Below are 26,188 nucleotides of genomic sequence, written 5' to 3'. Positions count from 1 at the left end.
ACACCGCAACACGGGAGACGACCCTGAACACCGACCCGACGCAGCAGACCCCCTCCGGTCACCAGGCCACCGGCTGGTGGACCGAGGCCGCCATCTACCAGATCTACCCCCGCTCGTTCGCCGACTCGGACGGGGACGGCATCGGTGACCTGCCCGGCATCACCGCCCGCCTCGACCACCTGGTCGAGCTGGGCGTGGACGCGGTGTGGCTCTCCCCCTTCTACCCCTCGCCGCAGGCCGACGCCGGCTACGACGTGGCCGACTACCGCGACATCGACAGGCTGTTCGGCACCCTCGCCGACGCGGACAAGCTGATCGCCGAGGCCCGGGCCCGCAACCTGCGGGTGATCGTCGACCTGGTTCCGAACCACACCTCCTCGGCGCATCGCTGGTTCCAGGCCGCGCTGCCGGCCGCGCCCGGCAGCGCGGAACGGTCGCGGTACATCTTCCGGGACGGCAGTGGTCCGGCCGGCGACCAGCCGCCGAACGACTGGCAGAGCGTCTTCGGTGGTCCGGCCTGGACCCGGACGGTCGACGCCGACGGACAACCCGGCCAGTGGTACCTGCACCTGTTCGACACCGGGCAGCCGGACCTCAACTGGGACAACCCGGAGGTGCACGCGGAGTTCCTGGACGTGCTGCGCTTCTGGCTGGACCGCGGCGTGGACGGCTTCCGGGTCGACGTGGCGCACGGCCTCATCAAGCAGGCCGACCTGGCCGACTGGCAGGAGCCGCAGGAGATCCTCTCCGGCAACGAGATCGACAAGCCCCGCCCGCCGATGTGGGACCAGGACGGCGTGCACGAGATCTACCGGCAGTGGCGGCAGGTGTTGGACAGCTACCCCGGCGAGCGGGTGCTGGTCGCCGAGGCCTGGGTGGAACCGGCCGAGCGGCTGGCCCGCTACGTCCGCCCGGACGAGATGCACCAGGCGTTCAACTTCGAGTACCTGCTCGCCGCGTGGAGCGCACCGGCCCAGTACGCGGTGATCACCCGTTCGTTGGAGGCGACCGACTCGGTCGGCGCGCCGACCACCTGGGTGCTGTCCAACCACGACGTGGTGCGGCACGCCTCCCGGCTCGGTCTGCCGGTCGGCACCGTACGCCCCAACGGCATCGGCATCGGCGACCCGCAGCCGGACGCCGCACTCGGTCTGCGCCGGGCCCGGGCGGCCACCCTGCTGATGCTGGCGCTGCCCGGCTCGGCGTACCTCTACCAGGGTGAGGAGCTGGGGCTGCCCGAGCACACCACCCTTCCCGACGAGGCCCGGCAGGACCCGACCTGGGCGCGCAGCGGGCACACCCAGCGCGGCCGGGACGGCTGCCGGGTGCCGATCCCGTGGGAGGCCGACGCCCCGTCGTACGGCTTCGGGCCGACCGACGCGAGCTGGTTGCCGCAGCCCGCGCTCTGGGCGGAGTACGCGCTGGACCGCCAGCGCGACGTGCCCGGTTCGACGTACGAGCTGTACCGCACGGCGTTGCGGTTGCGCCGTGCCCACGGGTTGGGTCGCGGCACGCTGGAGTGGTTGTCCTCCGGCGACGAGGTGCTGAGCTTCCGCAACGGTGAGCTGACAGTGCTGACCAACTTCGGTGCCGTGCCGGTGCCGGTGCCGGCCGGCGCCGAGGTGCTCGCCGCCAGCGCGCCCCTGGACGACGACGGCGCGGTCCCGGCCGACGTGACCGTCTGGCTGCACGGCTGACCCAGCCCAACACGGGGGCGCGGGGGGCCAGGATCCGCGCAACATCAGGGATCTTGGCCCCTCACGCCCGCCCGAGGCAGCACCTTCCCTGATGGTGCGCGGATCAGGCCCGCCGTCGATCAGGTCAGAGGCGGTCGGCTCGGGTGTGCAGCAGGTCGTGCACGTTGTCGATGTCCGCCGGTGAGGTTCGCGAGGCGAGCCAGTACATGACACCGGTCGGGATGAAGAAGAGCTGGAACGCGGCCAACCCGACGGCGAAGTTCAGCGGTGGCGGGAATGCCGCTCGAAGCGCCTGGAAGGCCACCCCGACCAGCCCGTTGCCGGCCGCGCGACCGACACCGTTGACCAGGTTGCCCAGGCTGTAGACAGTGCCCCGGTGCTCCGGCGGGTTGACGTCGGCGATCAACGCGAACCAGTTCGGCGAGTTGGCCGACGTCAACGCGAGCGCCACGACGGCGGTGAGCAGGCTCAGCCCGACCGACGGCTCGGTGAACACACTGGCCAGCACCGCACCCACCACCGCGCCGCCGCTCGCGCCGTCCGGCACGTCGATGGTCACCGGTACGAAGAACAACACCAGGTAGAACGGCAGCGCGGCGAGGACGCCGATGGAGGCGACGAGTGCCCGCCCTCGCCGGGTACGCCGTTGCACGGCGTCACCGATCAGCCCGCCCACGATGGACAGCACCCCACCGAGCTGGAACAGGGTGGCGAAGACGCTGCCCACCACCACCGCTGTCGACGTGGAGTAACCCTGGGCCTCGGCCCGTTCGGCGAAGAGCACCGGCAGCCAGACCAGCGAGCCGAACGCGGCCTGAGCGGTCAGACCCTGCAGGATCAGCCACCGGTTGGTCCGCCGGGCCAGGATGCGCGGCAGGTCGGCCCGGCTGATCCGGTAGTCGTACTCGGCGCCGGCGTCCAACCTGCCGGCCAGTTCCGGCTCGCTCTGGCCACGCCGGACGTCGTACGTGAACAGGTAGGCCAGCGTGGCGACCAGGCCGACACCGGCCAGCAGCAGGAACGGCCGCCGCCAGTCGGCAGCCCCGAGCAGCCCACCGACGAGGGTGCCCGCGAGGGTGCCGACCCCCTGGGAAAGCCCCCAGAAGCTCATCACCAGCCCGCGCCGGGTCGGCGAGATCAGGTCGGTGACCACTGAGAATCCCACCGAGCCGACCGCGCCGAGGCCGACCGCCGCGACCAGTTGCGCGGCCAGGAACGTCAGGTAGCCGCCGGCGAGCGCACTCCCACCGGTGCCCGCCGCCCAGAGCAGTGTGCCCACCATGAGCAGCGGTTTGCGGTTGGTGTGGTCCCCGACGTACGCCCAACCGACCGCCGCGACCGCGCTGACCAGGAAGCTGACCGCGGTGACCACGCCGAGCAGCCGCCCGGACACGTCGAACGCGTCGGAGATCGGGCCGTACAGCGGGGGGACCAGCCCGATCGCCACGTTGTCCAGTGAGGCGAGCAGCACGAACACCACCACGCTGTACAACCGGTGCGCCGGCCCACCGCCCCGACCGTGCGGGCGCAGGCCGGGCCCGCCACTGGTCACCGTCATGACCGGCAGCCAACCAGACCGCGTGAAGGAGGCCGTCACGCGGGTGGGTGCCGGTCACCGTCGACCGGCACCCATTCGCGTCGATCCCGACGGTCAGCGCCGGTCGAGCACCAACCCGCGCGCCGCGGCGTACTGGTCGCGCACAGCGGGGACGGCCGCCGCCGCATACTCCTCGGTGCCCTCGACCGTCCAGACGGGCGGCGTAGCGCCGCCCAGGGCGACCCAGGCGGCCTGGCGGGCGGCGCCGTCGGCGACGTACTCCCCGGCCGGCGGGACGACGACCGGGCAGCCGAAGACCTGCGGGGCGATCTGACGCACCGCCGCCGACCGGGCCCCGCCGCCGACCAGGATGACCCGGCGGGCGGTGGCGCCCTGCGCGGTCAACGCGTCCAGCCCGTCGGCGAGCGCGCAGAGCATGCCCTCCACGGCGGCCCGCGCCAGGTGCGCCGGGGTCGACGTGCGAAGGGTCAGGCCGTGCACCGCACCGGTGGCGAGCGGTCGGTTCGGCGTCCGCTCACCCTCCAGATAGGGCACCATGACCAGCCCGTCCGCCCCGGCCGGCGCGGCGAGCGCCAGTTCGGCCAGCTCGTCCAGATTGACGCCGAGCATCGCCGCGGCGGCGTCCAGCACCCGGGCCGCGTTGAGCGTGCAGACCAGGGGCAGGAAACGACCGGACGCGTCGGCGAAGCCCGCGACGGTGCCGCTGGCGTCGGCGGCCGGCACGTCGGCGACGCTGAACACGGTGCCGGAGGTGCCGATCGAGACGACCACGTCACCCGGGCCGGCGCCGACGCCGAGCGCGGCGGCGGCGTTGTCCCCGGTGCCCGCGCCTAGCAGCGCCCCTCCCGGCCCGCCGAGGCCGTCGGCGAGCTTGCCCGCCGACTCGGCCGGACCGAGCACCTCGGGCACCACCAACCGTCGACCGAAGCCCCGCTCCAGCAGGTCCAGTCGGTAGTCGCCGGTCGCCGGCGACCAGTAACCGGTGCCGCTGGCGTCGCCCCGGTCGGTACGCAGCGCGCCCAGCCCCGGCGCGCCGGCCAACCGCCAGGTCAGCCAGTCGTGTGGCAGGCAGACGGCGGCCACCCGGGCGGCCAACTCGGGTTCGTGCCTGGCCAGCCACCGCAGCTTGGTGATGGTGAAGCTGGCCACCGGAACGCTGCCGGTGGCCTCGGCCCAGAACCGACTCCCGGCCGAGCCGCCGCCGGCCTCCTGAATGAGGTCGGCGGCGGCGTCGGCGGATCGGGTGTCGTTCCACAGCAGCGCCGGGCGGACCACCCGGCCGTCCTCGTCGAGACACACCATGCCGTGCTGCTGGCCGGCGACGGAGATCGCCGCCACGTCGGCCAACCCGCCGGCCTGGTCGGCGGCGCTACGTAGCGCCTGCCACCAGGCTTCCGGGTCGACCTCCGTGCCGTCCGGGTGCGGTGCCCGGCCCTGCCGGAGCAGGGTGCCGGTCTCCGCGTCCCGGATCACCACCTTGCAGGACTGGGTGGACGAGTCGACGCCTGCGACCAACGGCATGGCCGGGCCTCAGCGGGCGCCGAGCAGGTGCTCGACGGCGAGCTGGTTGAGCCGGACGAAGGCGAAGCCCCGGGCGGCCACCGCGTCGACGTCGACGTCCTCGAACGCGGACCGGTCGGCCAGGAGCTCGTCGTAGCTCTCGCCGTCGCCGAGCGTCGGCGTGCTCAGCTCGCCGACCTTGCTGGCGGCGAGCGCCTCGACCACCTCGGGGTCGGCGCGGAACGCCGCCGCCCGCTCCTTGAGCAGCAGGTAGGTGCTCATGTTGGCCGCCGCGGAGGCCCACACCCCGTCCATGTCCTCGGTGCGGGACGGCTTGTAGTCGAAGTGCCGGGGGCCGTCGTAGGCCGGCCCGCCGTTGGGGCCGCCGTTCTCCAGGAGGTCCACCAGGGCGAACGCGTTCATCAGGTCACCGTGGCCGAAGACCAGGTCCTGGTCGTACTTGATGCCGCGCTGGCCGTTGAGGTCCAGGTGGAACAGCTTGCCCTGCCAGAGCGCCTGGGCGATGCCGTGGGCGTAGTTGAGCCCGGCCATCTGCTCGTGCCCGACCTCCGGGTTGAGGCCGACCAGCTCCGGGTGGGCCAGCTGGGAGATGAAACCGAGCGCGTGCCCGATGGTCGGCAGCAGGATGTCGCCACGCGGCTCGTTGGGCTTGGGCTCCAGGGCGAACCGCAGGTTGTAGCCCTTGTCGATGGAGTACTGGGTGAGCAGGTCCACGGCCTCGCGGTAGCGGTCCAGGGCGGCGCGGACGTCCTTGGCAAGGTCGTACTCGGAGCCCTCGCGGCCACCCCACATGACGAAGGTGCTGGCACCCAACTCGGCGGCCAGGTCGACCTGACGCAGCACCTTGCGCAGCGCGTACCGGCGGACGTCGCGGTCGTTGCTGGTGAAGCCGCCGTCCTTGAAGATCGGGTGGGTGAAGAGGTTGGTGGTGACCATCGGCACCACCAGGCCGGTCTCGTCGAGGGCCTTGCGGAACCGGGCGATGTGCTGGTCACGGGTGGCCGCGTCGACGCCGAACGGGATCAGGTCGTCGTCGTGGAAGGTGATGCCGTACGCGCCCAGCTCGGCGAGCCGGTGCACTGCCTCGACCGCGTCGAGCTCGGGACGGGTGGCGTCACCGAACGGGTCGCGGGCCTGCCAGCCCACGGTCCAGAGCCCGAAGGAGAACTTGTCGGCGGGGGTGGGACGGGGTGCCATGAGCGACCTCCGGGTGGTGTTGTCCGCTATTTGTTCAGCGATTGAATTATTTGCCCACCCTATGGCACTGTCAAGGGGTGAGCCTCACCCACGCCCCGGCCGGCGCAGTCCGTCAGGGCAGCCTGCGCGAGCTCAACCTCGCACTGGTCCTCGGCCGGATCGCCACCGCCGACCGACCCCCCTCCCGAGCCGACCTGGCGACCGCCACCGGCCTGACCAGAGCCACAGTGTCCGCGGTGGTCGAGGACCTGCTCGCCGGCCGACTGGTCAGTGAGTCCGACCCCGCACCCCGCTCGGGCGCCGGCCGCCCGGCGCGCGGGCTGGTCCTGGCCGATCAGGGGCCGGCCGGGCTCGGCCTGGAGGTCAACGTGGACTACCTGGCGGTCTGCGTGGTGGACCTCGCCGGCCAGGTCCGGCACCGCACCGTGCACCGGGCCGATCTGCGCCCGGTGGCCCCCGCCGACGCGCTGGCCCGCCTGGTCGAGATGGCCGGGGCAGCCCGCGAGGACGCTGCCCGGCACGGCCTCACCCTGGTCGGGGCCGCGCTCGCGGTGCCCGGCCTGGTGGACGACGCCGGGCTGGTCCGGCTCGCGCCCAACCTCGGCTGGCGTGACGTGCCGGTGCCCGCGCTGCTCGCCGAGCACCCTCCGCTGATCGAGCAGGTGCCCGGCGTCCCCGCGCTGGTGGTGGACAACGAGGCCAATCTCGCGGCCCTCGGCGAGCTGCACTCGCAGCCAAACGGCACGTCCAGCTTCCTGCACATCTCCGGAGAGGTGGGCATCGGCGCCGGCATCGTGCTGGACGGCGCGCTGTTTCGCGGCGTACGCGGGTGGAGCGGCGAGATCGGGCACCTTCCCGTGCACCCCGAGGGCCGTCCGTGCCGCTGCGGCGGGCAGGGCTGCCTGGAGCAGTACGCCGGCCAGGAGGCGATAGTGGCCGCCGCCGGGCTGGCCCGGGCGGAGCTTCCCGCGGACACCGCGACGGCCCGGTTGGCCGAGTTGGCCGAGGCCGGCGACGCCGACGCGCTACGGGCGCTGCACGACGCCGGAACGGCGCTCGGCGTCGCGGTGGCCGGCGTCGTCAATCTGCTCGACCTGGACACCGTGGTGCTCGGCGGCGGTTACGCGGCGCTCGCACCCTGGCTGTGCCCTCCGGTCCTCGCCGAGATCGGTGCCCGGGTGCTCACCGCGGCCTGGTCGCCCGTCACGGTCCGCCCCTCGACGCTCGGCGCGGAGGCCGCCGCGGTAGGCGCCGCCGGCTCGGTGGTCCGCCGGATCGTCGCCCAGCCGGCCGGCTGGCTGGCCCGCGCCGGCTGATCGCCACCCCGCGCCGTGCGCCGCTGTCGGAGAGAATCGGTACCCTTGCTCTCAGGCAACGATCCCCGGTGAGGAGTCGAGAAGCAGCATGCGCACACGTCGTCAGACGCGAGCCGGCGTCCGGCGGTGACCACGACCCAGCAACCCGGCGGCACCCCGTTGCCAGCCGACGAACGGTTGGCCCGGGAGCTGCTCGACGGGCTCGCCGAGGCCGTGCTGACAACGGACGGGACCGGTCGGGTCACCCTGGTCAACGCCATGGCGGCCGAGCTGATCCCGGAGATCCACGCCGGCACCGAACTGGCCGGTTGCGCGGTCGCAGCCCTGGCCCGGGCGGTCGCCGGCGGCGCTGACCGCTTCGACGCCGACCACCACGGCCGGCGACTGCGCGGCGTCCGACGGCAACTCGCCGGCTCCCGGTGGGCGTGGTACGTCCGCGACGTCACCGAGGAGCACGCCCGCGCCGACGCCCTGCTCGCCGAACGCTCCCGCACCGCGTTCCTCGCCCAGGCCGGCAGTCGGCTGGCGCTGGCCCTGCACCGGGACCAGGTCCTCCTGGCCACCACCACGCTCGCCGTTCCCTACCTGGCCGACGTCGCCGTGGCACTGCCCCGACCGACCGCGCCGGTCGAGCCGCACCCCCGATGGATCCGGTACGCCGACGGCGAGCCCGCCCCGATCACCGGGCTGGCCGGCCCCGCGCTGACCAGCGTCGTGCCCGGGCTGGCCGAAGCGCTGGCCGGCGGCCGGGCCGAGCCGAGCCCCTGGCCGGACGCCCCGCTCACCGACCTGGCCGACCTGCTGCCGCCCGAGTTCGGCCCCCCGGGCACGGTGCTGGTCAGCCCGCTGCTCAGCGCCAGCGGGTCGGCCGGTGCGCTGCTGCTCATCCGTCGGTCCGGGCGGGTCGGCTTCGACAGGCGCGACGTGGAACTGGCGCGGGAGTTCGCCGCCCGCGCGGGTGCCGCGCTGGCCACCGCCGACCTGCACGGTGAGCAGGCCCACCTGGCCCGGGTGCTGCAAACCAGTCTGCTCCCGCCCGAGCTACCCGCCGTGCCCGGCGTGAGCCTGGCCGGCGGCTATCGGGCAGCGGGCGACACCCTGCGCATCGGCGGCGACTTCTACGAGGTCTTTCCGCATCCGCGCGGCGCCCTGTTCGCGCTCGGCGACGTGTCCGGCAAGGGAGTGGGCGCGGCGGTGCTGACCGGCCGGGTCCGCCAGTCGTTGCAGACGCTGCGGCTCGTCGAGCAACGCCCGCTGGAGCTGATCCACCTGCTCAACCAGGCGCTGTTCGACGCGCCGGACGCGGCACGGCGCAACCAGTTCACCACCCTGTTGCTCGGTTCCCTGGACCGTGGGCCGACCGGGCTGGACCTCCGCATCGCCGGCGGGGGTCACCCGGCGCCACTGCTGGTCACCGCCGACGGCACCGTCACCCCGGTCCCGGTCGGTGGCATGCCGGTGGGGGCGCTGACGGCCGCACGGTTCGCCGAGACCCGGGTGCACCTCGATCCGGGCGATCTGCTGCTCGCGTACACCGATGGGGTGACCGAGGCGCGCGGACCGCGCGACGCGGCGATGTTCGGCGAGGCGCGGCTGCGGGCCGCGCTCGCGGCGGCGGCCGGGCAACCGCCGGCGGCGCTGATCGACCGGGTGCTCCGCGCGGTGGACGACTGGCTGGGCGGGCAGGCCCACGACGACATCGCGATGCTGGCCGTGGGCGCCTCGGCATGACCGACGGGCGACCGCCCGACCGGCTCGATCAGGCGGTACGCGCCACCGGCGGGCCGCCGGCCGGCCATTCCCTGGTGGTGCCGATCGATCGTTCCGGAGCGTCCGACGAACCCGTCCACCCCGTTCGGGTCTGCCGACCCGAGTCACCCGACCGCCCACCGGGTCGGTCCGGGTCGTTCGGCCAGTCCGCCTGGCCCGTCGACTCATCCGACGCCGGCAGGTTCTGCGTCTGCTGGCGGCGGGCGGTCTCGTCGAACTCCCGCATTCCGTGCAGCAGCGCGTCGCGGCCCTCCTGGCTCATCCCGGCCAGCACGGCGGCGATCTGGCCCTGGCGGTCGGCCCGCAGCTCGGCGACGAGCCGGCGGGCCTCCGGGGTGAGGTGCAGCGAGATCTCCCGCCGGTCGAAGCGGCCCGGCTCACGCTCCAGCATGCCGGCGGCGACCAGCCGGTCGCAGAGACGGCTGGCGGAGCTGAGCAACATGTCGAGTCGGGTGGCGAGCCGACGCAGGTTGATCCCGTCGTACTGCTCCACCACCATCACCGCTCGCAACTGGGCACCGGACACGCGGTTGGCGGTCCCCTCCCGGGCAGATTCCCAGATGCCCAGCAGGGCAGCGGCCGCCGCATCCAGCGCGGCAGCCATACTCGTCTCAGGGTCCGTCGGACGGTTCAGTTCGGCCATGGTGGCCCGAGAGTACTCCGAACCTCCTGGTGGTCGAGCTTTCAGTGAAGGACTGACGATGAGCGAACCGGTCAATCGGGCACGACGTGCCCTGAACGAGACACCAGCTGACCGGCTCGTCGGTGGTATCGGGGACGTGCTCGCCCAGTCGTACGGGATCACCGACGTCGAGCTCTTCCAGGTCGACTACCGCATCGCGGAGCTGCTGCCACTCGGCGACGACGACCCGATCACGAGCCCTGGGCACCCGGCCTGGCGCGCCTTCGACCACCAGTCGCCGATACTGGCCGACGGCACCGCCTGGTTCCCGGTCACCATGCGTGGCGAGCGTCGAGGGGTGCTGCGCTTGTCACCCGTTCCGGACGACCGGGACGTCGTCGCCGCGCTGGCCGAGATCGCCACCGCGCTCGCCCACGAGGTGGCGGCGGTCTCCGCCGGCACCGACGTCTATCTGGCGGCCCGGCGTGCCCAACGCCTCACCCTGGCCGCCGAGATGCAGTGGGACCTGCTCCCCGGCCGCAGCCGGATCCGTCCCTCGTTCAGCCTGGCCGGGCAGTTGGAGCCGGCGTACGCGGTGCGCGGCGACAGCTTCGACTGGTCCGACGACGGGGAACGGGTCTGGTTGTCCACCATCAACGGCACCGGTGAGGGGGTGGCGGCTTCCCTGCTCACCTCGCTGGCCACTCACGCGCTGCGCAACGCGCGTCGGGCCGGGCTGAGCCTGGCCGACCAGGCTGCCCTCGCCGATCAGGCCATCTACGACCTGTACCGGGGCGAACAGCACCTCTCCGCGTTGCTGATGGAGTTGGACCTGCGCTCCGGGATGATGACAGTGGTGGACGCCGGGTCGCCCCGACTGGTCCTGCTCCGTGACGGGGACGTCACCGAGCAGCCACTGGAGGCGCAGTTCCCGCTGGGCATGTTCGAGGCGACCGACTACCACGAGCAGAAGTTCCCTCTGCAACGCGGCGACCGGGTCTTCGTGGTCAGCGACGGGGTGGTGGAGGCCACCGGTCAGCACATGCGCTACGGCGAGACGGCACTGGACCGGTTCCTGCGGCGGACCGGGCCGATGGCACCCCTGGACGCCGTCCGGTCGCTGATCGGTGATCTGCGCGCGTTCGTGGCCGGTGACCTGGTCGACGACGCGGTGGTCGTCTGCCTGGACTGGACCGGCCCGCAACCGTGACCGATGGTCAGTACGCGCCCCGGCCGTTCAGCACCGCGCCGAAGGTCTTCCAGAGGATGGTGAGATCGGCGGCGAGGGACCAGTTCTCCACGTAGTAGAGGTCGAGCCGGATGCCGTCCTCCCAGCTCAGGTCGGAGCGGCCACTGACCTGCCACAGGCCGGTCATGCCGGGCTTGACCAGCAGCCGCCGGGCCACGTCACCGTCGTAGCGGGCCACCTCCGAGGGCAGCGGCGGGCGGGGCCCGACGAGGCTCATCTGCCCCAGCAGCACGTTGACCAGCTGCGGCAGCTCGTCCAGTGACCATTTGCGCAGCAGCCGGCCGACGCGGGTCACCCGGGGGTCGTGGCGCATCTTGAACATGAGGCCGTCGGTCTCGTTGCGCGCTGTCAACTCGGCGAGCAGCGCGTCCGCGTTCACCACCATCGTGCGGAACTTGAACACGCCGAACTCCTGCCCGCCCCGGCCGACCCGGACCTGTCGGAACAGCACCGGGCCCCGGCTGTCCAGTTTGATGGCCAGCGCGATGAACGCGATCAGCGGTAGCAGCACCGCCAGCGCCAGCGACGAGACGGACCGGTCGACGAAACCCTTCACCAGCTTGCGGACCCCGCGGAACTCGGGCGCCTCGACGTGGATCAGCGGCAGGCCGGCGACCGGGCGGGTGTGGATGCGCGGGCCGGCGACGTCGGTCAGCGCGGGTGCCACGACCAGGTCGATGCCGGTCCCCTCCAACTGCCAGCCGAGGCGGCGCAGCCGAGTCGCGGTCAGCTCACCGGAGGCGGTCACCGCGACAGTGTCCGCGCCGATCGCGGTGGCGGCCTCCGGGATACCCCGGAACGACCCCACCACCGGCACGTCACCGAGCCGCTGCGCCACCGGCGCGAGCAGCGCGTCCGGGATGCAGGCGCCCACCACCTGGTAGCCGGCGTACGGCTCACGGCGAAGCGTGTGGACCAACTCCAACACGTGGGCGGTATCGCCGACCACCAGCACCTTGCGGGACCAGCCGGCGCCCACCGAGCGGGCCCGGTGCAGCCGCTTGCGGGCGGCGAACCGAGCCACCTCCAGCCCGACGGTGCCCACGGCGAAGGAGATGCCCAGGAAGCCCCGGGAGACGCCGACGTCGGCGATGTAGCCGATGATGGCGATCGCCCCGGCCAGGCGCAGGCTGGCGGAGCTGACCCGCCGGTACTCGTCCGCCCCGTAACCGATCACCCGGTCGTCGTAGCAGCCGAGCGCCTTCAGCGAGATCAGCCAGGCCAGCACCAACCCGGGGGCGACCAGCACGTACGGGATCTCCGAGCCGGTCGGCTCGTCGTCACCGAAACGGGCGACGTACCCGATCAGCAGCGCGATGATGAGGATGGTGGTGTCCAGCACCACCAGGACCCGGACGTAGGACCGTTCGTCGGCGCGCGCCACCAACCCGGCGCGTCGACCGTCCGGCGCCGCCGACGTGGCGGGGGTCAACAGTGTCGCCACGCTCACCGGCCCTCCCACTCTGTACAGGATGGCCCCGGCCGACGGGTCGGACCGGAGGCGGACCGACTATGCCGGAACAGTCGACATCCTGCCTTGACAACTATGACTGCCGATTGCTTCCGACGTATTGCCGTCACTTTTCTTCAACAACCTGGTGGCCGAAAAGGGGCCTGCCACACCGAATCGACGGTACGGCAGGCCCCTTGGACGTCTGAGCGTCGGATCAGCGTGGCGCTGGTGGACGCCGTGCGATGGCGCTGAGGAAGATGCTGCCGATCTCGCTCGGGTCCTTGGTGACGAAGACGTCGCCACCGGTCACCTTGGTGATCGACTCCAGCTCTGCCTTGCTGACGCCCTCGCCGATACCGATCATGATGACCTGGACCGGCCGCTCCGGGTCGGCGACCTGCTTGAGCTTGGCGAGCAACTGCTGCTGGTTGAGACCGTTGTCGTCCTCGTTCTTGCCGTCGGTGAACAGCACTATCGAGTTGACCCGGCCGGGCTGCCAGTTCTCCTGCACGGCCTGGTACGCGGCCAGCATGGTGTCGTAGAGGCCGGTGTCGCCGCTGGAGGGCTTGACGGTGGCGAGCGCGCCCTCCAGCTGGGCCCGCTGGCCGGAGAGCGGCCCGATCGGGACCAGCTCCCGATAGTCCCGGTTGCCGATGAGCTTGGTGGAGAAGGTCCACAGGCCGATCGACCAGGAGTCGTCGAAGAGGCCGAGGCCGCGGCGGGCCGCGTCCACGGTGACCTCCTCCCGGCTGCGGTTGTTGGCGCTGGGCACCGGGTCCTTCATCGAGCCGGAGACGTCGATGACGGCGAGCATCCGACCGGACTGGGTGGCGATCGACCAGCTGGAGACGACCCGCTGGATGGCGGCCGGGTCGAGGCCGCCCGCCGCGGTGCCGCCGTTCGCCGGTGCGGTCGGCGCGCCGCCGGACGGGCTCGGAGCGCCCTGCGGCGCCTTGAAACCCTCGCCCCAGTTGCCGTCCGGCGCGCGCAGCGACTGCGCGGCGAGCCGGTTACGGAAGGTCGGGCTGGTGAGCAGCTCGAACAGCACCTTGGCCGCCGACGCCTTGCTCGGCTCGATGCCGGGCAGCACCGCGTACGGGTAGTCCAGCGGCATCGGCGCCGGCTCCATGTAGAGCGCGGCGAGCGGCACCGGCGGCTTCTTGCTGTTGTACGCGATCACGTCTTCTTCGGACAGGGCCGCCGCACCGAGACCGCTGGCGATGGACGTCGAGTCGTTGGCCGTGGGGAACCGGGCCAGCAGGTCGTTGCGGAGCGAGGAGCGCCCGGTGGCCAGTGCGCGGAGCGCGCCGACGGTGTTGCGTTGGGCGTCGCCGCCGGCGCCGTTCGCGGCGGCGGTCAGCGAGAGCAGACCGGACAGGCCGGCCGCGTCGCGAGTCGGCTCGACGATCCCGGTCCGCAGCGGCGCGCTCGTGTTGTTTACCTGCTTGAGCAGGTCGGTCCAGTTGAACTTCTTGTCCGGCCAACCCAGTCGGGTGGCGATCGGCTCGGGCATCGCGACGACGATCGGGCTGCGCGCGATGGAGGCGCCGTTGGTGGGAGCGAACGCTGTCGCGTCCTTCTTCAACCGCAGCAGCCAGGTCGAGGAGTCGGGCACCCAGACGTCCGGGCTGACGGCGGTGCCACTGGCCTGCCCCACGCCGGCCAGCACAGCGCCGTGCTTGGCCGCCACCACTGCCGCCACGTCGACCGGGTCGGACGCGGACACGTCGACGCGGATGCAGGTCGGGCCCACCGCGGCGCCATCCTTGACCCACTGGGACGCGGCGGCGTCCACCGCTGGCGCGAGTTCGGAGGCGACCGCCACTGCGAGTCGGATCTCTCCCGAGCAGCTGGGCTGGATCAACTCCTGGTAGCCGAACCACGCGCCCGTCGTCACGACGAGCACCCCCGCCGTTGCGGCGGCGGCGGCTAGATGGAGTTTCGAACGCATGCGATGGCGGCCTGCTGACACGGTGACCATCTTGCGTACTAGGTGCCGTCTCTGCCACATCCGTTCGGACTAAAGTTACGGAGGAGAAACAGTTGACCACCTTTTTGCAACACAGAGTGACAGAGCAGCCTCGCGGCGTTGCCAAACCAGTGCCGCCCTCACGTCTCTTAAACCATCGTTCAGGGCAATACGCACGTCGGGCTCGGCACCGGTACCGGCTCGCCGACCGCCTCCAGGACACCGGTGTCGGCGTCGCGACGGAACACCCGCACCATGTCCGCCCGCTCGTCGGCGACGTAGAGGTGCTCCCCGACGAGGGCGAAGTGCCGAGGCCACTCCCCGCCGGTGTCCACTTCGGCCACCAGCTCCGGCAGCTCCCCGGCCAGGGAGAAGACCGCCACCGTCCCCACCCCACGGTTGGCGACGTAGAGGAACCGGCCGTCCGGGGCGACAGCGACCTCCGACGGCTGGACGTGACCGGCGCGCTCGCTCGCCTCGACCCGCCCGCGCTGGTGCAACGCGCCGTCGTCGGTCAGGTCGTAGGCGGTGACCGAGGCGTCCAGCTCACCGACGAGGTAGCAGCGCCGTCCGTCGGGGTGCCGGGCCAGGTGCCGGGGGCCGGTGCCGGGCTTCGTACGCATCCGGGGCGCACGCGGCACCAGTCGTCCGGTCGCCTCGTCCAGGTCGTACCGGTAGACCGAGTCGGTGCCGAGATCCACGCCGAAGATCGGCCCCTGGCCCGCCCCGGGCGAGACCATGTGGGCGTGGGCGTGGTCCTGGCGCTCCGGGTCGGGGCCGTGCCCCTCGTGCACCACCAGGTCGGTGCGCTCGCCGGGCACGCCCTGCGGGTCCAGCGGGAAGACCGCGATGCTGCCGCTGCCGTAGTTGGCCGCCAGCAGGTGACTCCCGCCGGGCAGCACCGCCAGGTGACAGGGCTCGGCACCGCCGGTCGACCGGCTGCCGAGCGGGTCCAGCGCGCCGTCCGCCCCGACCTGCCAGGCGCTGATCTCGCCGTCCGGCAGCTCGTTGACCGCGTAGAGCACCGGCTGGGTGGGGTGCCGCACCAGGAAGGAGGGGGACGGGGTGACCGCCACGGTGCCGAGCGGGGTCAGCGCCCCGGTCCTCGGGTCGCGACGAGCGGCGACGATGCCGCTGCCCCGCCCGCCGCTCTGCGCGGTGTAACCCCCGATGTGGACGACCTCACCCTGACCGCTCACGCCCCACTCCTCCGCCGGCATCCTTCGTTGATCCAACCAGAGGCTGCCCGCGATGCCCGCCCGTTAACCGGCTTTCCGGCCCCGATCTCAGGCCGCCGGCACCGGCTCGCCGCGCTGTCGCGCGACGTGCTCCACCAGAGAGATCAACACCATCTTCCCGGACTGCCGGTCCCGGGCGTCGCAGAGCACCATCGGCACGTCCGGGTCCAGGTCGAGCGCTCGGCGTACGGTCTCCAGATTGAACCGGCGGGAGTCGTCGAAACAGTTCACGCCCACCACGAACGGGATACCCCGCTGCTCGAAGTAGTCGATGGAGGGGAAGCAGTCGGCCAACCGCCGGGTGTCGGCGAGCACCACCGCGCCGAGCGCGCCGAAGGCCAGCTCGTCCCAGAGGAACCAGAACCGGTCCTGGCCCGGCGTGCCGAACAGGTAGACCTGAAGGTCGTCGTTGATGGTGATGCGGCCGAAGTCCATCGCCACGGTGGTGGTGGACTTGCCCTCCACGCCGGAGATGTCGTCGGTGCCGATCCCGGCACCGGTGAGCACCTCCTCGGTCTGCAACGGACGGACCTCGCTCAGGGCGCTCACCAAGGTCGTCTTGCCAGCGCCGAAGCCTCCCGCGATGAGGATCTTCAGTGCCAGCGGGATGGTGGTGCTGGTGCCCACCTGGTCATAGCGCACGGAGTCCACTGACCACCGCCTTGAGGATGTCGTCGTCGGGAAGGATGCCGGCGGCCGGCGGCTCGTGCACCGCGACCAGGCCCTCGGCGAGGAGATCACCGAGCAGTACCCGGACCACGCCGACCGCGAGGTCCAGCTCGGCCGCCAGTTCGGCCACCGACACCGGCCGGTGGGCCAACGTCACCAGCCGTCGATGCTCCGGCAGCAGATGCGCATGGCTCGTCGCGTCGACGTCCGAACCGGCCAACACGAACGCGACCAGGTTGAAATCGCCGACGGCGGAGCGTACCCGGCCTCCGGTGAGCGTGTACGGGCGCATCACCGGGCCGGCTTCACCGTCCAGCCACTCGTGCTGCGGCCCGGGCGGCTCAGTCCGCATCTCCGGCACCCGCTGCCGATCGGGCCGGCGCGGCAAGGCTCTCCCCCACCCGGATCACCAGCATCGCCATCTCGTACGCGACCAGCCCGATGTCCGCGTCGGCGTCGCTCACCACGGCCAGGCAGGCACCCTGCCCGGCGGCGGTGACGAAGAGGTACGCCGCCTCCATCTCCACCACCGTCTGCCGGACCGGGCCGCCGTCCACGTGCCGGCTGGCGCCCCGGGCGAGGCTGGAGAAGCCGGCGGCGAGCGCACAGAGGTGCTCGGCGTCGGAGCGCTCCAGCTCGGCCGAGCAGCCGAGCAGCAGGCCGTCGGCGGAGAGCACCACCGCCTCGCGGGCGGCCGGTACGCGTTGCACCAGTTCGTCGAGCAACCAGTCCAGGCCGGCGCTCTGTTTCGTCGAATGCCGCACTAGGCGTCCCTCTCAGTCACGGTCGGGGGTTCGGGGGTCGTCGGCGGGTCGGTGGGCGCCGCCTGGACCGCCGGGCCGGTTGACGCCGACGGGGCGGTTGACGCCGACGGGGTGATGGCGGTGGCGCGTCCGCGCGCCGTGCCGGCCTGGAGGGCCGCCATCACCTGGCGGACCTCCTCGGGCGAGCGGGGCGACGGCGTGTCGGTGACTGTCGACCGGGGCTGGGCGGCGGGGGTACGACGTCGCACCCGGCGGGGCAGGCCATCCAGCTCGTCGTCCGGCTCGTCGGGGGTCGCCGGCCCCTCGTCGCGCCCGTTGGCCGGCGCGATGGCCGAGGTCGGCGCTCCGGTGGGCGGGGCGGGCGGGGCCGTGCTGGCGGTCGGGGCCGTCGGCGGGCGGGTACGGGGGCGGGTCACGGCGCCCCGGCGCGCCGTCCGAGCCAGCCGCCGACTCGGGTCGGCCGACGCGGTACCGAGCGTGGCGGGGTCGGGGCCGGCAGGCGGCTCGGTGGTGACCAGGTCACCGGGGATCAGCACCACGGCGGTCACGCCACCCTCCCCGGACGGGCGCAACCGCACCCGTACGCCGTGCCGGGCCGCCAGCCGGGCCACCACGAACAGGCCGAGTCGGGCGCTCTGCGCCGGGTCGAACTCGGGCGAGCTGGCCAGCCGGGTGTTGGCGGTCTCCAGTGCCAAGTCGGACATGCCCAGCCCCTGATCGGTGATCTCCAGGGCGTACCCGTTGGCCACCTGCGCCCCGGTGACGGTGACCCGGGTGTCCGGCGGGGAGAAGGCGGTGGCGTTCTCGACCAGCTCGGCGAGCAGGTGGATGATGTCGCCGACCGCCCGCCCCAGCACGCCGGCCGGCTGCACGGCCTTGACGTCCACCCGCTCGTACGCCTCGACCTCGGAGATCGCGCCGCGGATCAGGTCGACCATCGCGACCGGGTTCCGCCAACCCCGTCCGGGCGCGGAGCCGGCGAGGATGACCAGATCCTCGGCGTGCCGGCGCAGCCGGGTGGCCAGGTGGTCGACCTGGAACAGCTCGGCCAGCTCGTCCGGGTCCTCGCTACGCCGCTCCATCCGGTCCAGCAGGTGCAGCTGACGGTGCACCAGGCTCTGGCTCCGTCGGGCGATGTTGAGGAAGACCTCGTTGAGCCCGCGACGCAGGGTGACCTCGTCGACAGCGGCCTGGACGGCGGTGCGCTGCACCTCGGTGAAGGCACGCCCGACCTCGCCGATCTCGTCGTGGCCGTACTCCAGCGGCGGCGCCTCCCGGGCGACGTCGACCTGCTCGCCACGGCGGAGCCGGGCCACCACCTCGGGCAGCCGGTGCTCGGCCAGTTCCAGCGCGGCGGTGCGGACGCCGCTGAGCCGGCGGACCAGGGTGCGGCCGACCCGTAGCGCCACCAGCACCGAGACCACCACGGCGACGAGCCCGAGCACGCCGGCGGCGGCCAGCCGCACCAGGATGCGGACCGCCATCGGCACCGAACGGTCGGTGAGAGCGTCGGCCTCGGACAGTTCGAAGTCCCGCAACTGCTGCTGCACCGCGTCCTGGCTGGCCTGCCAGGACGCCGCGTCGACGGTCGGCCGGCCGGACCGGTTGGGTACGACCAGCGCGTCCTGCATGCTGCGCAGGCGGGTGAACGCCTCGCCCTCGGTCAAGCGCTGGTACGCGACCCGGCTGCTCTCGGGCAGGTCGGCGACAGCGCTCTCGGTGAGCCACCGTTGGTTGCCGATGGCCTGTACGAGCTGGGTGTGCTCCCCTTCGGCGAACCGTCCGGCGGTCAGCGCGCCGGCCAGCAGCGCGTCGCTCTGGCCGAGCAGTTCCCGGGAGCGGCCCAGCGCGGTGAGCGCCAGGGCCTGCCGGTTGATGTCCGGGTCGGTCAGGGTCGCCATGCCGGCGAACGCCTGGAAGGCCGCAGCGACCATGCCGCTGTACAGGCCGATCGCGCCGGCCCGGTCCACCTTGCGGTCGTCGATGAACTTCCGCCCGCTGGGCAGCGCCGCCAGGGCGTTGACCAGCTGGTCGACCCGGGTTTCCAGCAGGTCGTCAGCGGCGTCGCGCAGCGGTTCCCCGTCCACCCGGCGGCGCAGTTCGGCGACCGCCCGATCGGTGCGTCCCCGCTGTTCGGCGAGGGCGGGCAGCGCGGTGCTGCCGGCGAGCTGCACCACCGAGAGTCGGCGTTCCCGTTGCAGCTCGGTGACCACTGTCTCGCCGGGGCGACCCAGGTCGTACAGCAGGGTGCGGGCGGAGAGCAGGTTCAGGGCGGGACCGAACGTCAGCGTGGTCGCGAAGATCCATAACGCCAGCAGCGCGGTCACCGGCGCGACGACCAACGCGGTCAGCTTCGAGCGGATCGGCCAGTCGCGGGTTTTCATCAGACCTCGCCCGTACAGGGTGGCAGGAGGGGTGCCGGCACCGCCGGGCACCGCGCCTGCCGGCTGCGCGCCCGGCCGCGTCGCCGGGCACCGGCGCGGGCGCCTTGGGCAGGATACGTAATCGGAGGCTGTTTCACTACCGCCCGTATCTCTACCCACCCAAGCGCCTCTTCTGGGACGAATCAGGTTTTGGCCGGTGAGTAGTTGCGCCCCTCGTCAGGAAAGTGTCTCGGATCGGGATTGGCGATCACTGCGCGGAGGGAATAGCAGATGACGAAGGAGGAGCCCATGTCGCCCACGCAGATAGTCGTCATCGTGCTCGTCGTGCTGGTGATCGTCGCGGTGCTGGCCGTGGCCGCCCGCTCGCTCAACAACCGTCGGGCCCTGCGCAACCGGTTCGGACCGGAGTACGACCGGGTGGTGGCGGAACAGGACAGCCGGTCCGCCGCGGAGCGCGAACTGCGCGACCGGGAACGCCGGCATGCGGAGCTCACGCTCACCCCACTCACCCCGGAGTCCCGGGCCCGGTACGCCGCCGCCTGGGAGGAACTCCAGGTCCGCTTCATCGACTCCCCCGGCGAGACCGTGGGTGACGCGGACGAGCTGGTCACCCGGCTCATCGAGGAGCAGGGCTACCCGACCGGTGACTTCTCCGACCAGATCGCCCACCTCTCCGTCGAGCACGCCCGCACCCTGACCAACTACCGGGACGCGCACGAGATCCACCTGCGCAACTCCCGGGGCGAGGCCAACACCGAGGAGCTGCGGCAGGCGGTCGTGCACTACCGCGCACTCTTCGCCGACTTGCTGGGCGAGGAGCCGGTCGGCCACCACACGCCCGAACAGCGCCATCACCCGGACCACGACGCCACGAGCCGCTGAGGAGGCCACCGATGCGCCAGGAAGAGCAGCAGGTGAGCAACGACCACCCGGAGGCCGTCCGGTCCGCGCCCGTGCCGGTACCCCCGGCCGGCGACGGTGCCGGCCGCTCCGACGTCCCGGAGGACGCCCTCGACGACCGGGGCACCTTCGACGAGCGGGGCACCTTCGACGACCAGACCGCCGTCCACGAGCGGGCCGACGACACCGACCGGGACACCGCGTACGACCCGGCCGACGACGAGCTGACCGACGACTCCGACCCGCGCCACCGGCGCGACGACAGGTCCACCGACGAGGGCGGTTTCCACGAGCCGGGGCCGCTGCCGACGACGTTCGGCGCCACCACGGTGGCCGACGCGGTGGCCGCCTCCGCGCTGGCCAGCCCGCACCCACAGGATCAGCCGGACCCGAGGGCCGAGCGGACCGCCCAGCCGGGCGACGGCGCCGAGGACGGTGAGCGGGAGGGTCTGCGCGCCGACCCCACCGCCGAGCTGCACCGCCGCGACGCGTACGTCGACGACAGCGCGGACGACGACGACCGCACCGATCTCGACGACCGCACCGACGCGGACACGTCCGCGCGGACCGTCGTCCCGCCGGGGAGCACTGACGGCGACCCCGAGCGGCGCGGCGATCTGACCGGCGACCGGGACGCCGCCGCGGCGGGCGCGGCCGGCTACGGCAGCGCGACACCGGAGATGGTCGACCCGGACGCGGACGGCGAACCGGTCCCCGGCGACGACACCAGCCCGACGCTGGCGTCCGCCGGAACGTCCCGATCCGCCGGGTCGACGGTCGCGGCCGAGCCGGCCACGCTCCTCGACACGGACACCGCGCAGGGCTTCCGGGACCGCTGGCGGGACGTGCAGCTGCGTTTCGTCGACGACCCGCAGGCGGCTGCCGGCGAGGCGCAGTCACTGGTGGAGGAGGCCATCCAGGCCCTCTCCTCGGCGCTGGCCGCCCAGAAGAGCACGCTGGGCGGGTGGCAGGACGCCGGCTCGGCCGACACCGAGCAACTGCGGATGGCGGTCCGCAACTACAGGGACTTCCTGGACCGCGTACTCGGTCGCTGAGTCACCCCGAAACCACTGGCGCCCCGGCCGCAACGGCCGGGGCGCCCTCTTGCGTGCCGACCGTCGCCAGCCCACCAGACCGCCCGACAGGGCCCGAACACCGCGGTTTCTACCTCCGGGAGTGAAACCGCGCGCACTGGGTAATAGGGCGCGCGCGCACCAATCAGCGCGGCGTCGGGACGAGGGGTGACGGGATGGACGGCGACGGTCTTCGGCTCAACATGAACGGCCTGGACTACCTGATCCTGGCGCTGTACTTCGTCACCGTCCTCGGGGTCGGCTTCGCCGCGCGCCGGGCCATCCGGACCAGCGTCGACTTCTTCCTCTCCGGCCGCTCCCTGCCGGCCTGGGTGACCGGTCTCGCCTTCGTCTCGGCGAACCTGGGAGCGTTGGAGATCATCGGAATGGCCGCCAACGGTGCCCAGTACGGCGTGATGACGGTCCACTACTACTGGATCGGCGCGGTCCCGGCGATGGTCTTCCTGGGCATCGTCATGATGCCCTTCTACTACGGCTCCAAGGTCCGCAGCGTGCCGGAGTACCTGCGGCTGCGGTTCAACCGCCCCACCCACCTGCTCAACGCGATCAGCTTCGCCGTCGCCCAGGTGCTGATCGCCGGCGTGAACCTGTACGCGCTGGCCCTCGTCATGCAGGCGCTGCTCGGCTGGCCGCTCTGGACGGCGATCGTGGTCGGCGCGGCGATCGTGCTGGCGTACATCACCATCGGCGGCCTGTCCGGGGCGATCTACAACGAGGTGCTCCAGTTCTTCGTCATCCTGGCCGGCCTCATCCCGGTCACCGTGATCGGCCTGGTGAAGGTCGGCGGGTGGAACGGCCTGATGGACGCGGTCGGCGACACCAAACTCGGCGAGGCCGGCCTGCACGCGTGGCAGGACACCGGCAGCACTGCCAACCCGCTGGGAGCGCACTGGATCGGCATCGTCTTCGGCCTCGGCTTCGTGCTGTCGTTCGGCTACTGGACGACGAACTTCGCCGAGGTGCAGCGGGCCCTCTCGGCCAAGAACATGAGCGCCGCCCGGCGTACGCCGATCATCGCCGCGTACCCGAAGCTGTTCATCCCTCTGGTCACCGTCATCCCCGGCCTGGTGGCCCTGGTGACCGTGAAGGGCCTCGGCGCGGAGAGCGGCGACCTGCAGTACAACAACGCCATCCCGCTGCTGATGCGCGACCTGCTTCCCAACGGCGTGCTCGGGGTGGCGGTCACCGGCCTGCTCGCCTCGTTCATGGCCGGCATGGCGGCCAACGTGAGCGGCTTCAACACCGTCTTCACCTACGACATCTGGCAGGCGTACATCCGCCGTGACCGGTCGGACGAGTACTACCTGCGGGTCGGCCGGTGGGCGACGGTCGCCGCCGTGGTGATCGGGATCGGCACCGCGTTCATCGCGGCCGGGTTCAGCAACATCATGAACTACATCCAGGCGCTCTTCTCCGTCTTCAACGCGCCGCTGTTCGCCACCTTCATCATCGGCATGTTCTGGAAGCGGATGAGCGCGCTGGCCGGCTTCTGGTCGCTGCTGCTGGGCACCCTGGTGTCGCTGAGCCTCTACCTGCTCTACAAGGGCGGTGTGGTCCATTTCAACTCCGACCTGGAGGAGAGCTTCTGGGGTGCCGGTCTGGCGTTCGTCACGGCGGTGGTGGTCGCCGCGATCGTCACCCCGCTCACCTCACCCAAGCGGGACGAGGAGCTGCGCGGGTTGGTGTACGGCATGGGCGGCGTCGACCTGAAGGGCGACGTGCTCGCCGGGGACGCCGCCTGGTACCGCTCCCCGGTGCTGCTCGGTCTGATCGCGGTCGCGCTGGCCGCCCTCTTCTACATTCCGGTCTTCTGAGGAAAGGGGTCGGCAGATGAGCAACGATGGCCAGCCGGCACAGGACCCGCTGATCGACGAGGCGCAGGCGGAGCAGCGGCGTTCCGCAGCGGCCCGGCTGTTCGACATCCGCCGGGTGATCGGTGGCCTCTTCGTCGCGTACGGGGTCATCGTGACGCTGATCGGCATCTTCGACAGCCGGGCCGAGATCGACAAAGCCGAGGGCGTACGGATCAACCTGTGGGCCGGGCTGGCGATGCTCGTGTTCGGTCTGCTCATGCTGCTCTGGCAGTGGTGGCGCCCAGCGGAAGCGCCGGCCCCGAACGAGCAGCAGCCCGACGCCTGACCGTCTGACCGCGTTGCAGGAGCACGGCCGGGCGCCAGCGCCGGGCCGTGCGGCATGAGCGCGGCACGAAGGGGTACGTGGGGGAAATCAGGCACCGTGTCGGACACAGGAGGCAGCACCATGACCGATCGCGATCGCCAACCGCCCCTGGAGGACAGCCCCGAGGTGGCCTCGGCGGTGGACGATGACGCCACCGTGCCGCAACTGCGGACCGGAGGTGGCCCGGACCGGGACACACCGGGCTTCGCCGAACCCCGCAGCCGACCGGACGACCTCGCACCGGACACCGACGAGCTGATCGGCGACCCGTACGCCGCCGGGACCGGGGCGACCGGAACGGGCACCGGCGCTGGCGGGGACAACATCCGCACCGGGGGCGAGCAGCCCTGGGAGCCGGAGGACCTGGTGATGGCCCGCGGGCAGGATCTGACACCGGAGAACCTGGAAAAGGCGCGCCGTGACCTGGCCGAGCAGGGCCGTGCGGCGATCGAACGCACAGTGCCCTGATCGGCCCCAAGGGGGGTCCCCGGCCCGACCTGTGACGGTCGAACCGGGGACCCGGGGGGAACCTGCTGCCAACAGTGCCTCACCAACCACTGGCAGCGGGTTGGTGCGTGAGCTACCCGATCAGAGCGCCGGGTAGGCGTTGCGCATGAGCTCCTGGAACTGGGCGGAGAACCAGGCACCGGAGATCGGTGCGTTGGCCAGCGCTCCGGACGGGTTGTTGCCGTTTCGGGCGTTGCCGCCGTACGTCGGGTCGCACATCCGGTCGAAGCCCTTGCCCTCGTTGTTCGGGATCTCCTTGCTGGAGCCGTCCGACTCACCCGGCGGCTTCACCCAGACGTAGGCGTCGATGCCCGTCGCCGGGTTGGCCCGCGGCCGCTCGCCGAGGCCGGCGCCGGCCTGGTTGCACCAGTTGCCGAGGTGGGCCCGACGGTCGATGCGACCCCCGTTGACGTACGTGTCGACGCTGGTCGTGGCGCCCGGCCCGGTGGGCCGCGCGGAGCCACCCCAACCGTTGCGGGACGTGTCGATCAGCATGCCGATGTTGGAGTTGAAGCCGACCGAGACCAGCTTGGTACGGAACGCCTGGGCGAAGGACAGCTCGTCGACGTAGAAGTTCCAGTCGACCCACTTGGACTGCCGCACCGTCTGGCCGTTCACGTTGTCCGTGACCTTGAAGTACGGCTCGGTCAGCGCCGAGTAGTTCGCGGTGTTGGTGATGAACCCGTGCACGTTGTTGACAGTGCTGCCGGAGGCGACCGCGGCGGTCTTCAGGATGTCGGCGGTCGGGCCGAAGTTGGAGTCCCAGCCGAGCCAGCCGTGGTGTCCGGCATCGATGTAGTTGTAGACGTTGCCGATGGCGCCCAGCTTGGCGAGGGCGTAGCCGACACCGTTGACGTACGCGCCGTTGGCCTTGACCGTGTCACACATGACCGTGCCGCCGGGCTGGCCGGACGTGTTGGTGACCAGGTTCGGCAGCGAGTCGATCTCGATGACGTTGATGATCCGCAGGCTGCTGTACTTCGACTCACCCTGGATCGCGGCGATCGGGTCGATGTACTGGGCCTTGTACTTCGGCAGCTCGTCCGGGCCCAGCTCACCGTTGGAGGCGAGCGCGGAGCAGTCCCGGCCGGGCAGGTTGTAGATCACGAACTGGATGTAGCCGGCGCCCTGGCGCAGTGCCTCGTCCAGGTGCTGACGGACCCCGAAGGCGCCGTTGGAGCTGCTGTCCGGCGTGCCGTTGATCGCGGCGATCCGGTCCAGCCAGACGGCGGTGGGGTTGTTGGAGACCCGGCTTCCGCCGGTCTCGGCGTCCGCCTTGGCCTTCCACTCCGGGTTCACGTAACCGCGCGCCCCGGCGTACGGGTTGTCGACCTTGGTGCCCGGCGGCGGCGTGGTGGGCGGCGGGTCGGTGGGCGGAGGCGTGGTGGGCGGCGGGTCGGTCGGCGGGGGCGTGGTCGGCGGCGTGGTGCCACCGTTGCAGACCACGCCGTTCAGGGTGAACGAGGTCGGCTTCGGGTTGCTGCCGCTCCACGCGCCGTTGAAGCCGATGCTCGTCGAGGCGCCGGTGGCCAGGGTGCCGTTGTAGGACAGGCTCCGGGCGGTGACCTGGCTGCCGGACTGGGTGAACGTGGCCGACCAGCCCTGCTGCACCCGCTGGCTGGAGTTGGCGAAGGTCCAGCCCAGCGTCCAGCCGTTCAGCGGGTCGCCGACGTTCTTGATGGTGACGCTCGCGGTGAATCCGCCGGGCCATTCGTTGCTCGTGTACGCGATGTCGCACTGCGTCGCGGCCTGCGCCGCGGTACCCGGAATCGTTACGAGCCCACCGGCGACCAGGGCGCCCGCGCCGACGAGCGCGAGGGCCCGGCGTGGGCCGGTTAGCCTTCTCCACACATTCATGCCACTGATCTCCTTGGGCGAGACCGGGCCCACGTACGGCCCGGCGGGACGGCCCGATGGGCGTCCTGCACGGACGGCCGTCGGCGCCACGGGATTTTTTGGGGGGCGCCCGACCCGGACGGGCGATGGTGGTGGTGGTGCCCGGCCATGCGTCAGCCGGTCGATCGGCGGCGGGTGCGTCGCCCGGTGAAACCGGGTGCCCTCGACTCCCCTGCCTGCACGGTGTGGCTCTCTGAACCGCGTTC

Annotated in this window: 21 protein-coding genes; 9 read left to right on the top strand and 12 right to left on the bottom strand. The window is 72.1% G+C overall.

Features of this window, described 5'->3' with window-relative positions; genetic code table 11:
* Window positions 1-23: 23 nt before the first annotated feature.
* Window positions 24-1,697, top strand: a complete 1,674-nt coding sequence (locus tag OG598_RS32785; protein ID WP_328655500.1) for a glycoside hydrolase family 13 protein — start codon at window positions 24-26, stop codon at window positions 1,695-1,697.
* A 124-nt stretch (window positions 1,698-1,821) separates the two neighbouring features.
* On the opposite strand, the gene OG598_RS32780 is transcribed toward OG598_RS32785, so the two are convergent.
* From OG598_RS32780 to xylA, 3 genes are all read right to left on the bottom strand, one after another.
* On the bottom strand, window positions 1,822-3,255 hold the full coding sequence (locus OG598_RS32780; RefSeq protein ID WP_328652398.1) for an MFS transporter: 1,434 nt from the start codon (window positions 3,253-3,255) through the stop codon (window positions 1,822-1,824).
* Between the two features lie 93 nt (window positions 3,256-3,348).
* Window positions 3,349-4,776: a xylulokinase gene (gene xylB, locus OG598_RS32775; RefSeq protein WP_328652397.1), complete on the bottom strand. Its 1,428-nt coding sequence runs from the start codon at window positions 4,774-4,776 to the stop codon at window positions 3,349-3,351.
* A gap of 9 nt (window positions 4,777-4,785) precedes the next feature.
* Window positions 4,786-5,973, bottom strand: coding sequence for a xylose isomerase (xylA, locus tag OG598_RS32770; RefSeq protein ID WP_328652396.1), 1,188 nt, complete (start codon window positions 5,971-5,973; stop codon window positions 4,786-4,788).
* Between the two features lie 77 nt (window positions 5,974-6,050).
* On the opposite strand from xylA, the gene OG598_RS32765 reads away from it, so the two are divergent.
* Window positions 6,051-7,289, top strand: coding sequence for an ROK family transcriptional regulator (locus tag OG598_RS32765; protein WP_328652395.1), 1,239 nt, complete (start codon window positions 6,051-6,053; stop codon window positions 7,287-7,289).
* 126 nt (window positions 7,290-7,415) lie between these two features.
* The gene (locus OG598_RS32760; protein ID WP_328652394.1) at window positions 7,416-9,020 is read left to right on the top strand and encodes a PP2C family protein-serine/threonine phosphatase; all 1,605 of its coding nucleotides are present in this window, start codon (window positions 7,416-7,418) and stop codon (window positions 9,018-9,020) included.
* Window positions 9,021-9,048: 28 nt separating this feature from the next.
* On the opposite strand, the gene OG598_RS32755 is transcribed toward OG598_RS32760, so the two are convergent.
* A complete protein-coding gene (locus OG598_RS32755; protein WP_328652393.1) occupies window positions 9,049-9,702 on the bottom strand; it encodes a MarR family winged helix-turn-helix transcriptional regulator in 654 nt (217 codons plus the stop codon).
* A gap of 58 nt (window positions 9,703-9,760) precedes the next feature.
* On the opposite strand from OG598_RS32755, the gene OG598_RS32750 reads away from it, so the two are divergent.
* Window positions 9,761-10,891, top strand: coding sequence for a PP2C family protein-serine/threonine phosphatase (locus OG598_RS32750; protein ID WP_328652392.1), 1,131 nt, complete (start codon window positions 9,761-9,763; stop codon window positions 10,889-10,891).
* Between the two features lie 7 nt (window positions 10,892-10,898).
* Here the strand turns inward: OG598_RS32750 and OG598_RS32745 are convergent, their stop codons facing one another.
* The 7 genes from OG598_RS32745 to OG598_RS32715 form a co-directional block, all read right to left on the bottom strand.
* The gene (locus OG598_RS32745; protein ID WP_442931433.1) at window positions 10,899-12,380 is read right to left on the bottom strand and encodes a sugar transferase; all 1,482 of its coding nucleotides are present in this window, start codon (window positions 12,378-12,380) and stop codon (window positions 10,899-10,901) included.
* 217 nt (window positions 12,381-12,597) lie between these two features.
* A complete protein-coding gene (locus OG598_RS32740; RefSeq protein WP_328652391.1) occupies window positions 12,598-14,355 on the bottom strand; it encodes a substrate-binding domain-containing protein in 1,758 nt (585 codons plus the stop codon).
* Window positions 14,356-14,513: 158 nt separating this feature from the next.
* Window positions 14,514-15,551 (bottom strand): lactonase family protein, encoded by a 1,038-nt coding sequence (locus OG598_RS32735; RefSeq protein ID WP_328652390.1) that lies wholly within the window; start codon window positions 15,549-15,551, stop codon window positions 14,514-14,516.
* Between the two features lie 87 nt (window positions 15,552-15,638).
* On the bottom strand, window positions 15,639-16,241 hold the full coding sequence (locus tag OG598_RS32730) for a GTP-binding protein (RefSeq protein WP_091405745.1): 603 nt from the start codon (window positions 16,239-16,241) through the stop codon (window positions 15,639-15,641).
* Window positions 16,222-16,611: a DUF742 domain-containing protein gene (locus OG598_RS32725; RefSeq protein WP_328652389.1), complete on the bottom strand. Its 390-nt coding sequence runs from the start codon at window positions 16,609-16,611 to the stop codon at window positions 16,222-16,224. The genes OG598_RS32730 and OG598_RS32725 overlap by 20 nt, the downstream gene beginning before the upstream one ends.
* Window positions 16,601-17,023, bottom strand: coding sequence for a roadblock/LC7 domain-containing protein (locus tag OG598_RS32720; RefSeq protein WP_112584065.1), 423 nt, complete (start codon window positions 17,021-17,023; stop codon window positions 16,601-16,603). Before OG598_RS32720 ends, OG598_RS32725 begins: the two co-directional genes overlap by 11 nt.
* Window positions 17,023-19,407: a sensor histidine kinase gene (locus OG598_RS32715; RefSeq protein WP_328652388.1), complete on the bottom strand. Its 2,385-nt coding sequence runs from the start codon at window positions 19,405-19,407 to the stop codon at window positions 17,023-17,025. Before OG598_RS32715 ends, OG598_RS32720 begins: the two co-directional genes overlap by 1 nt.
* A 288-nt stretch (window positions 19,408-19,695) precedes the next feature.
* Between OG598_RS32715 and OG598_RS32710 the strand changes: the two genes are divergently transcribed.
* The 5 genes from OG598_RS32710 (at window position 19,696) to OG598_RS32690 (ending at window position 24,047) form a co-directional block, all read left to right on the top strand.
* Window positions 19,696-20,289, top strand: coding sequence for a hypothetical protein (locus OG598_RS32710; RefSeq protein ID WP_238670584.1), 594 nt, complete (start codon window positions 19,696-19,698; stop codon window positions 20,287-20,289).
* 11 nt (window positions 20,290-20,300) lie between these two features.
* Window positions 20,301-21,362, top strand: a complete 1,062-nt coding sequence (locus OG598_RS33620) for a hypothetical protein (protein WP_442931432.1) — start codon at window positions 20,301-20,303, stop codon at window positions 21,360-21,362.
* Between the two features lie 194 nt (window positions 21,363-21,556).
* Window positions 21,557-23,215: a sodium:solute symporter family protein gene (locus OG598_RS32700; protein WP_328652387.1), complete on the top strand. Its 1,659-nt coding sequence runs from the start codon at window positions 21,557-21,559 to the stop codon at window positions 23,213-23,215.
* 16 nt (window positions 23,216-23,231) lie between these two features.
* Complete coding sequence (locus tag OG598_RS32695; RefSeq protein WP_238670491.1) at window positions 23,232-23,540, top strand: hypothetical protein; 309 nt, start codon at window positions 23,232-23,234, stop codon at window positions 23,538-23,540.
* A 120-nt stretch (window positions 23,541-23,660) separates the two neighbouring features.
* Window positions 23,661-24,047 carry a hypothetical protein gene (locus tag OG598_RS32690; RefSeq protein WP_091405768.1) on the top strand — a complete coding sequence of 129 codons (387 nt, stop codon included), beginning with the start codon at window positions 23,661-23,663 and terminating at the stop codon, window positions 24,045-24,047.
* Between the two features lie 120 nt (window positions 24,048-24,167).
* Here OG598_RS32690 and OG598_RS32685 read toward each other — a convergent pair whose 3' ends face one another.
* Window positions 24,168-25,943 (bottom strand): glycoside hydrolase family 6 protein, encoded by a 1,776-nt coding sequence (locus OG598_RS32685; protein ID WP_328652386.1) that lies wholly within the window; start codon window positions 25,941-25,943, stop codon window positions 24,168-24,170.
* Window positions 25,944-26,188 lie beyond the last annotated feature (245 nt).

The organism is Micromonospora sp. NBC_00330 (assembly GCF_036136635.1).
GTDB lineage: Bacteria > Actinomycetota > Actinomycetes > Mycobacteriales > Micromonosporaceae > Micromonospora > Micromonospora salmantinae.
Note: the sequence above shows the minus strand (reverse complement) of the source record. Positions and strands in the feature narration are given on the sequence as shown.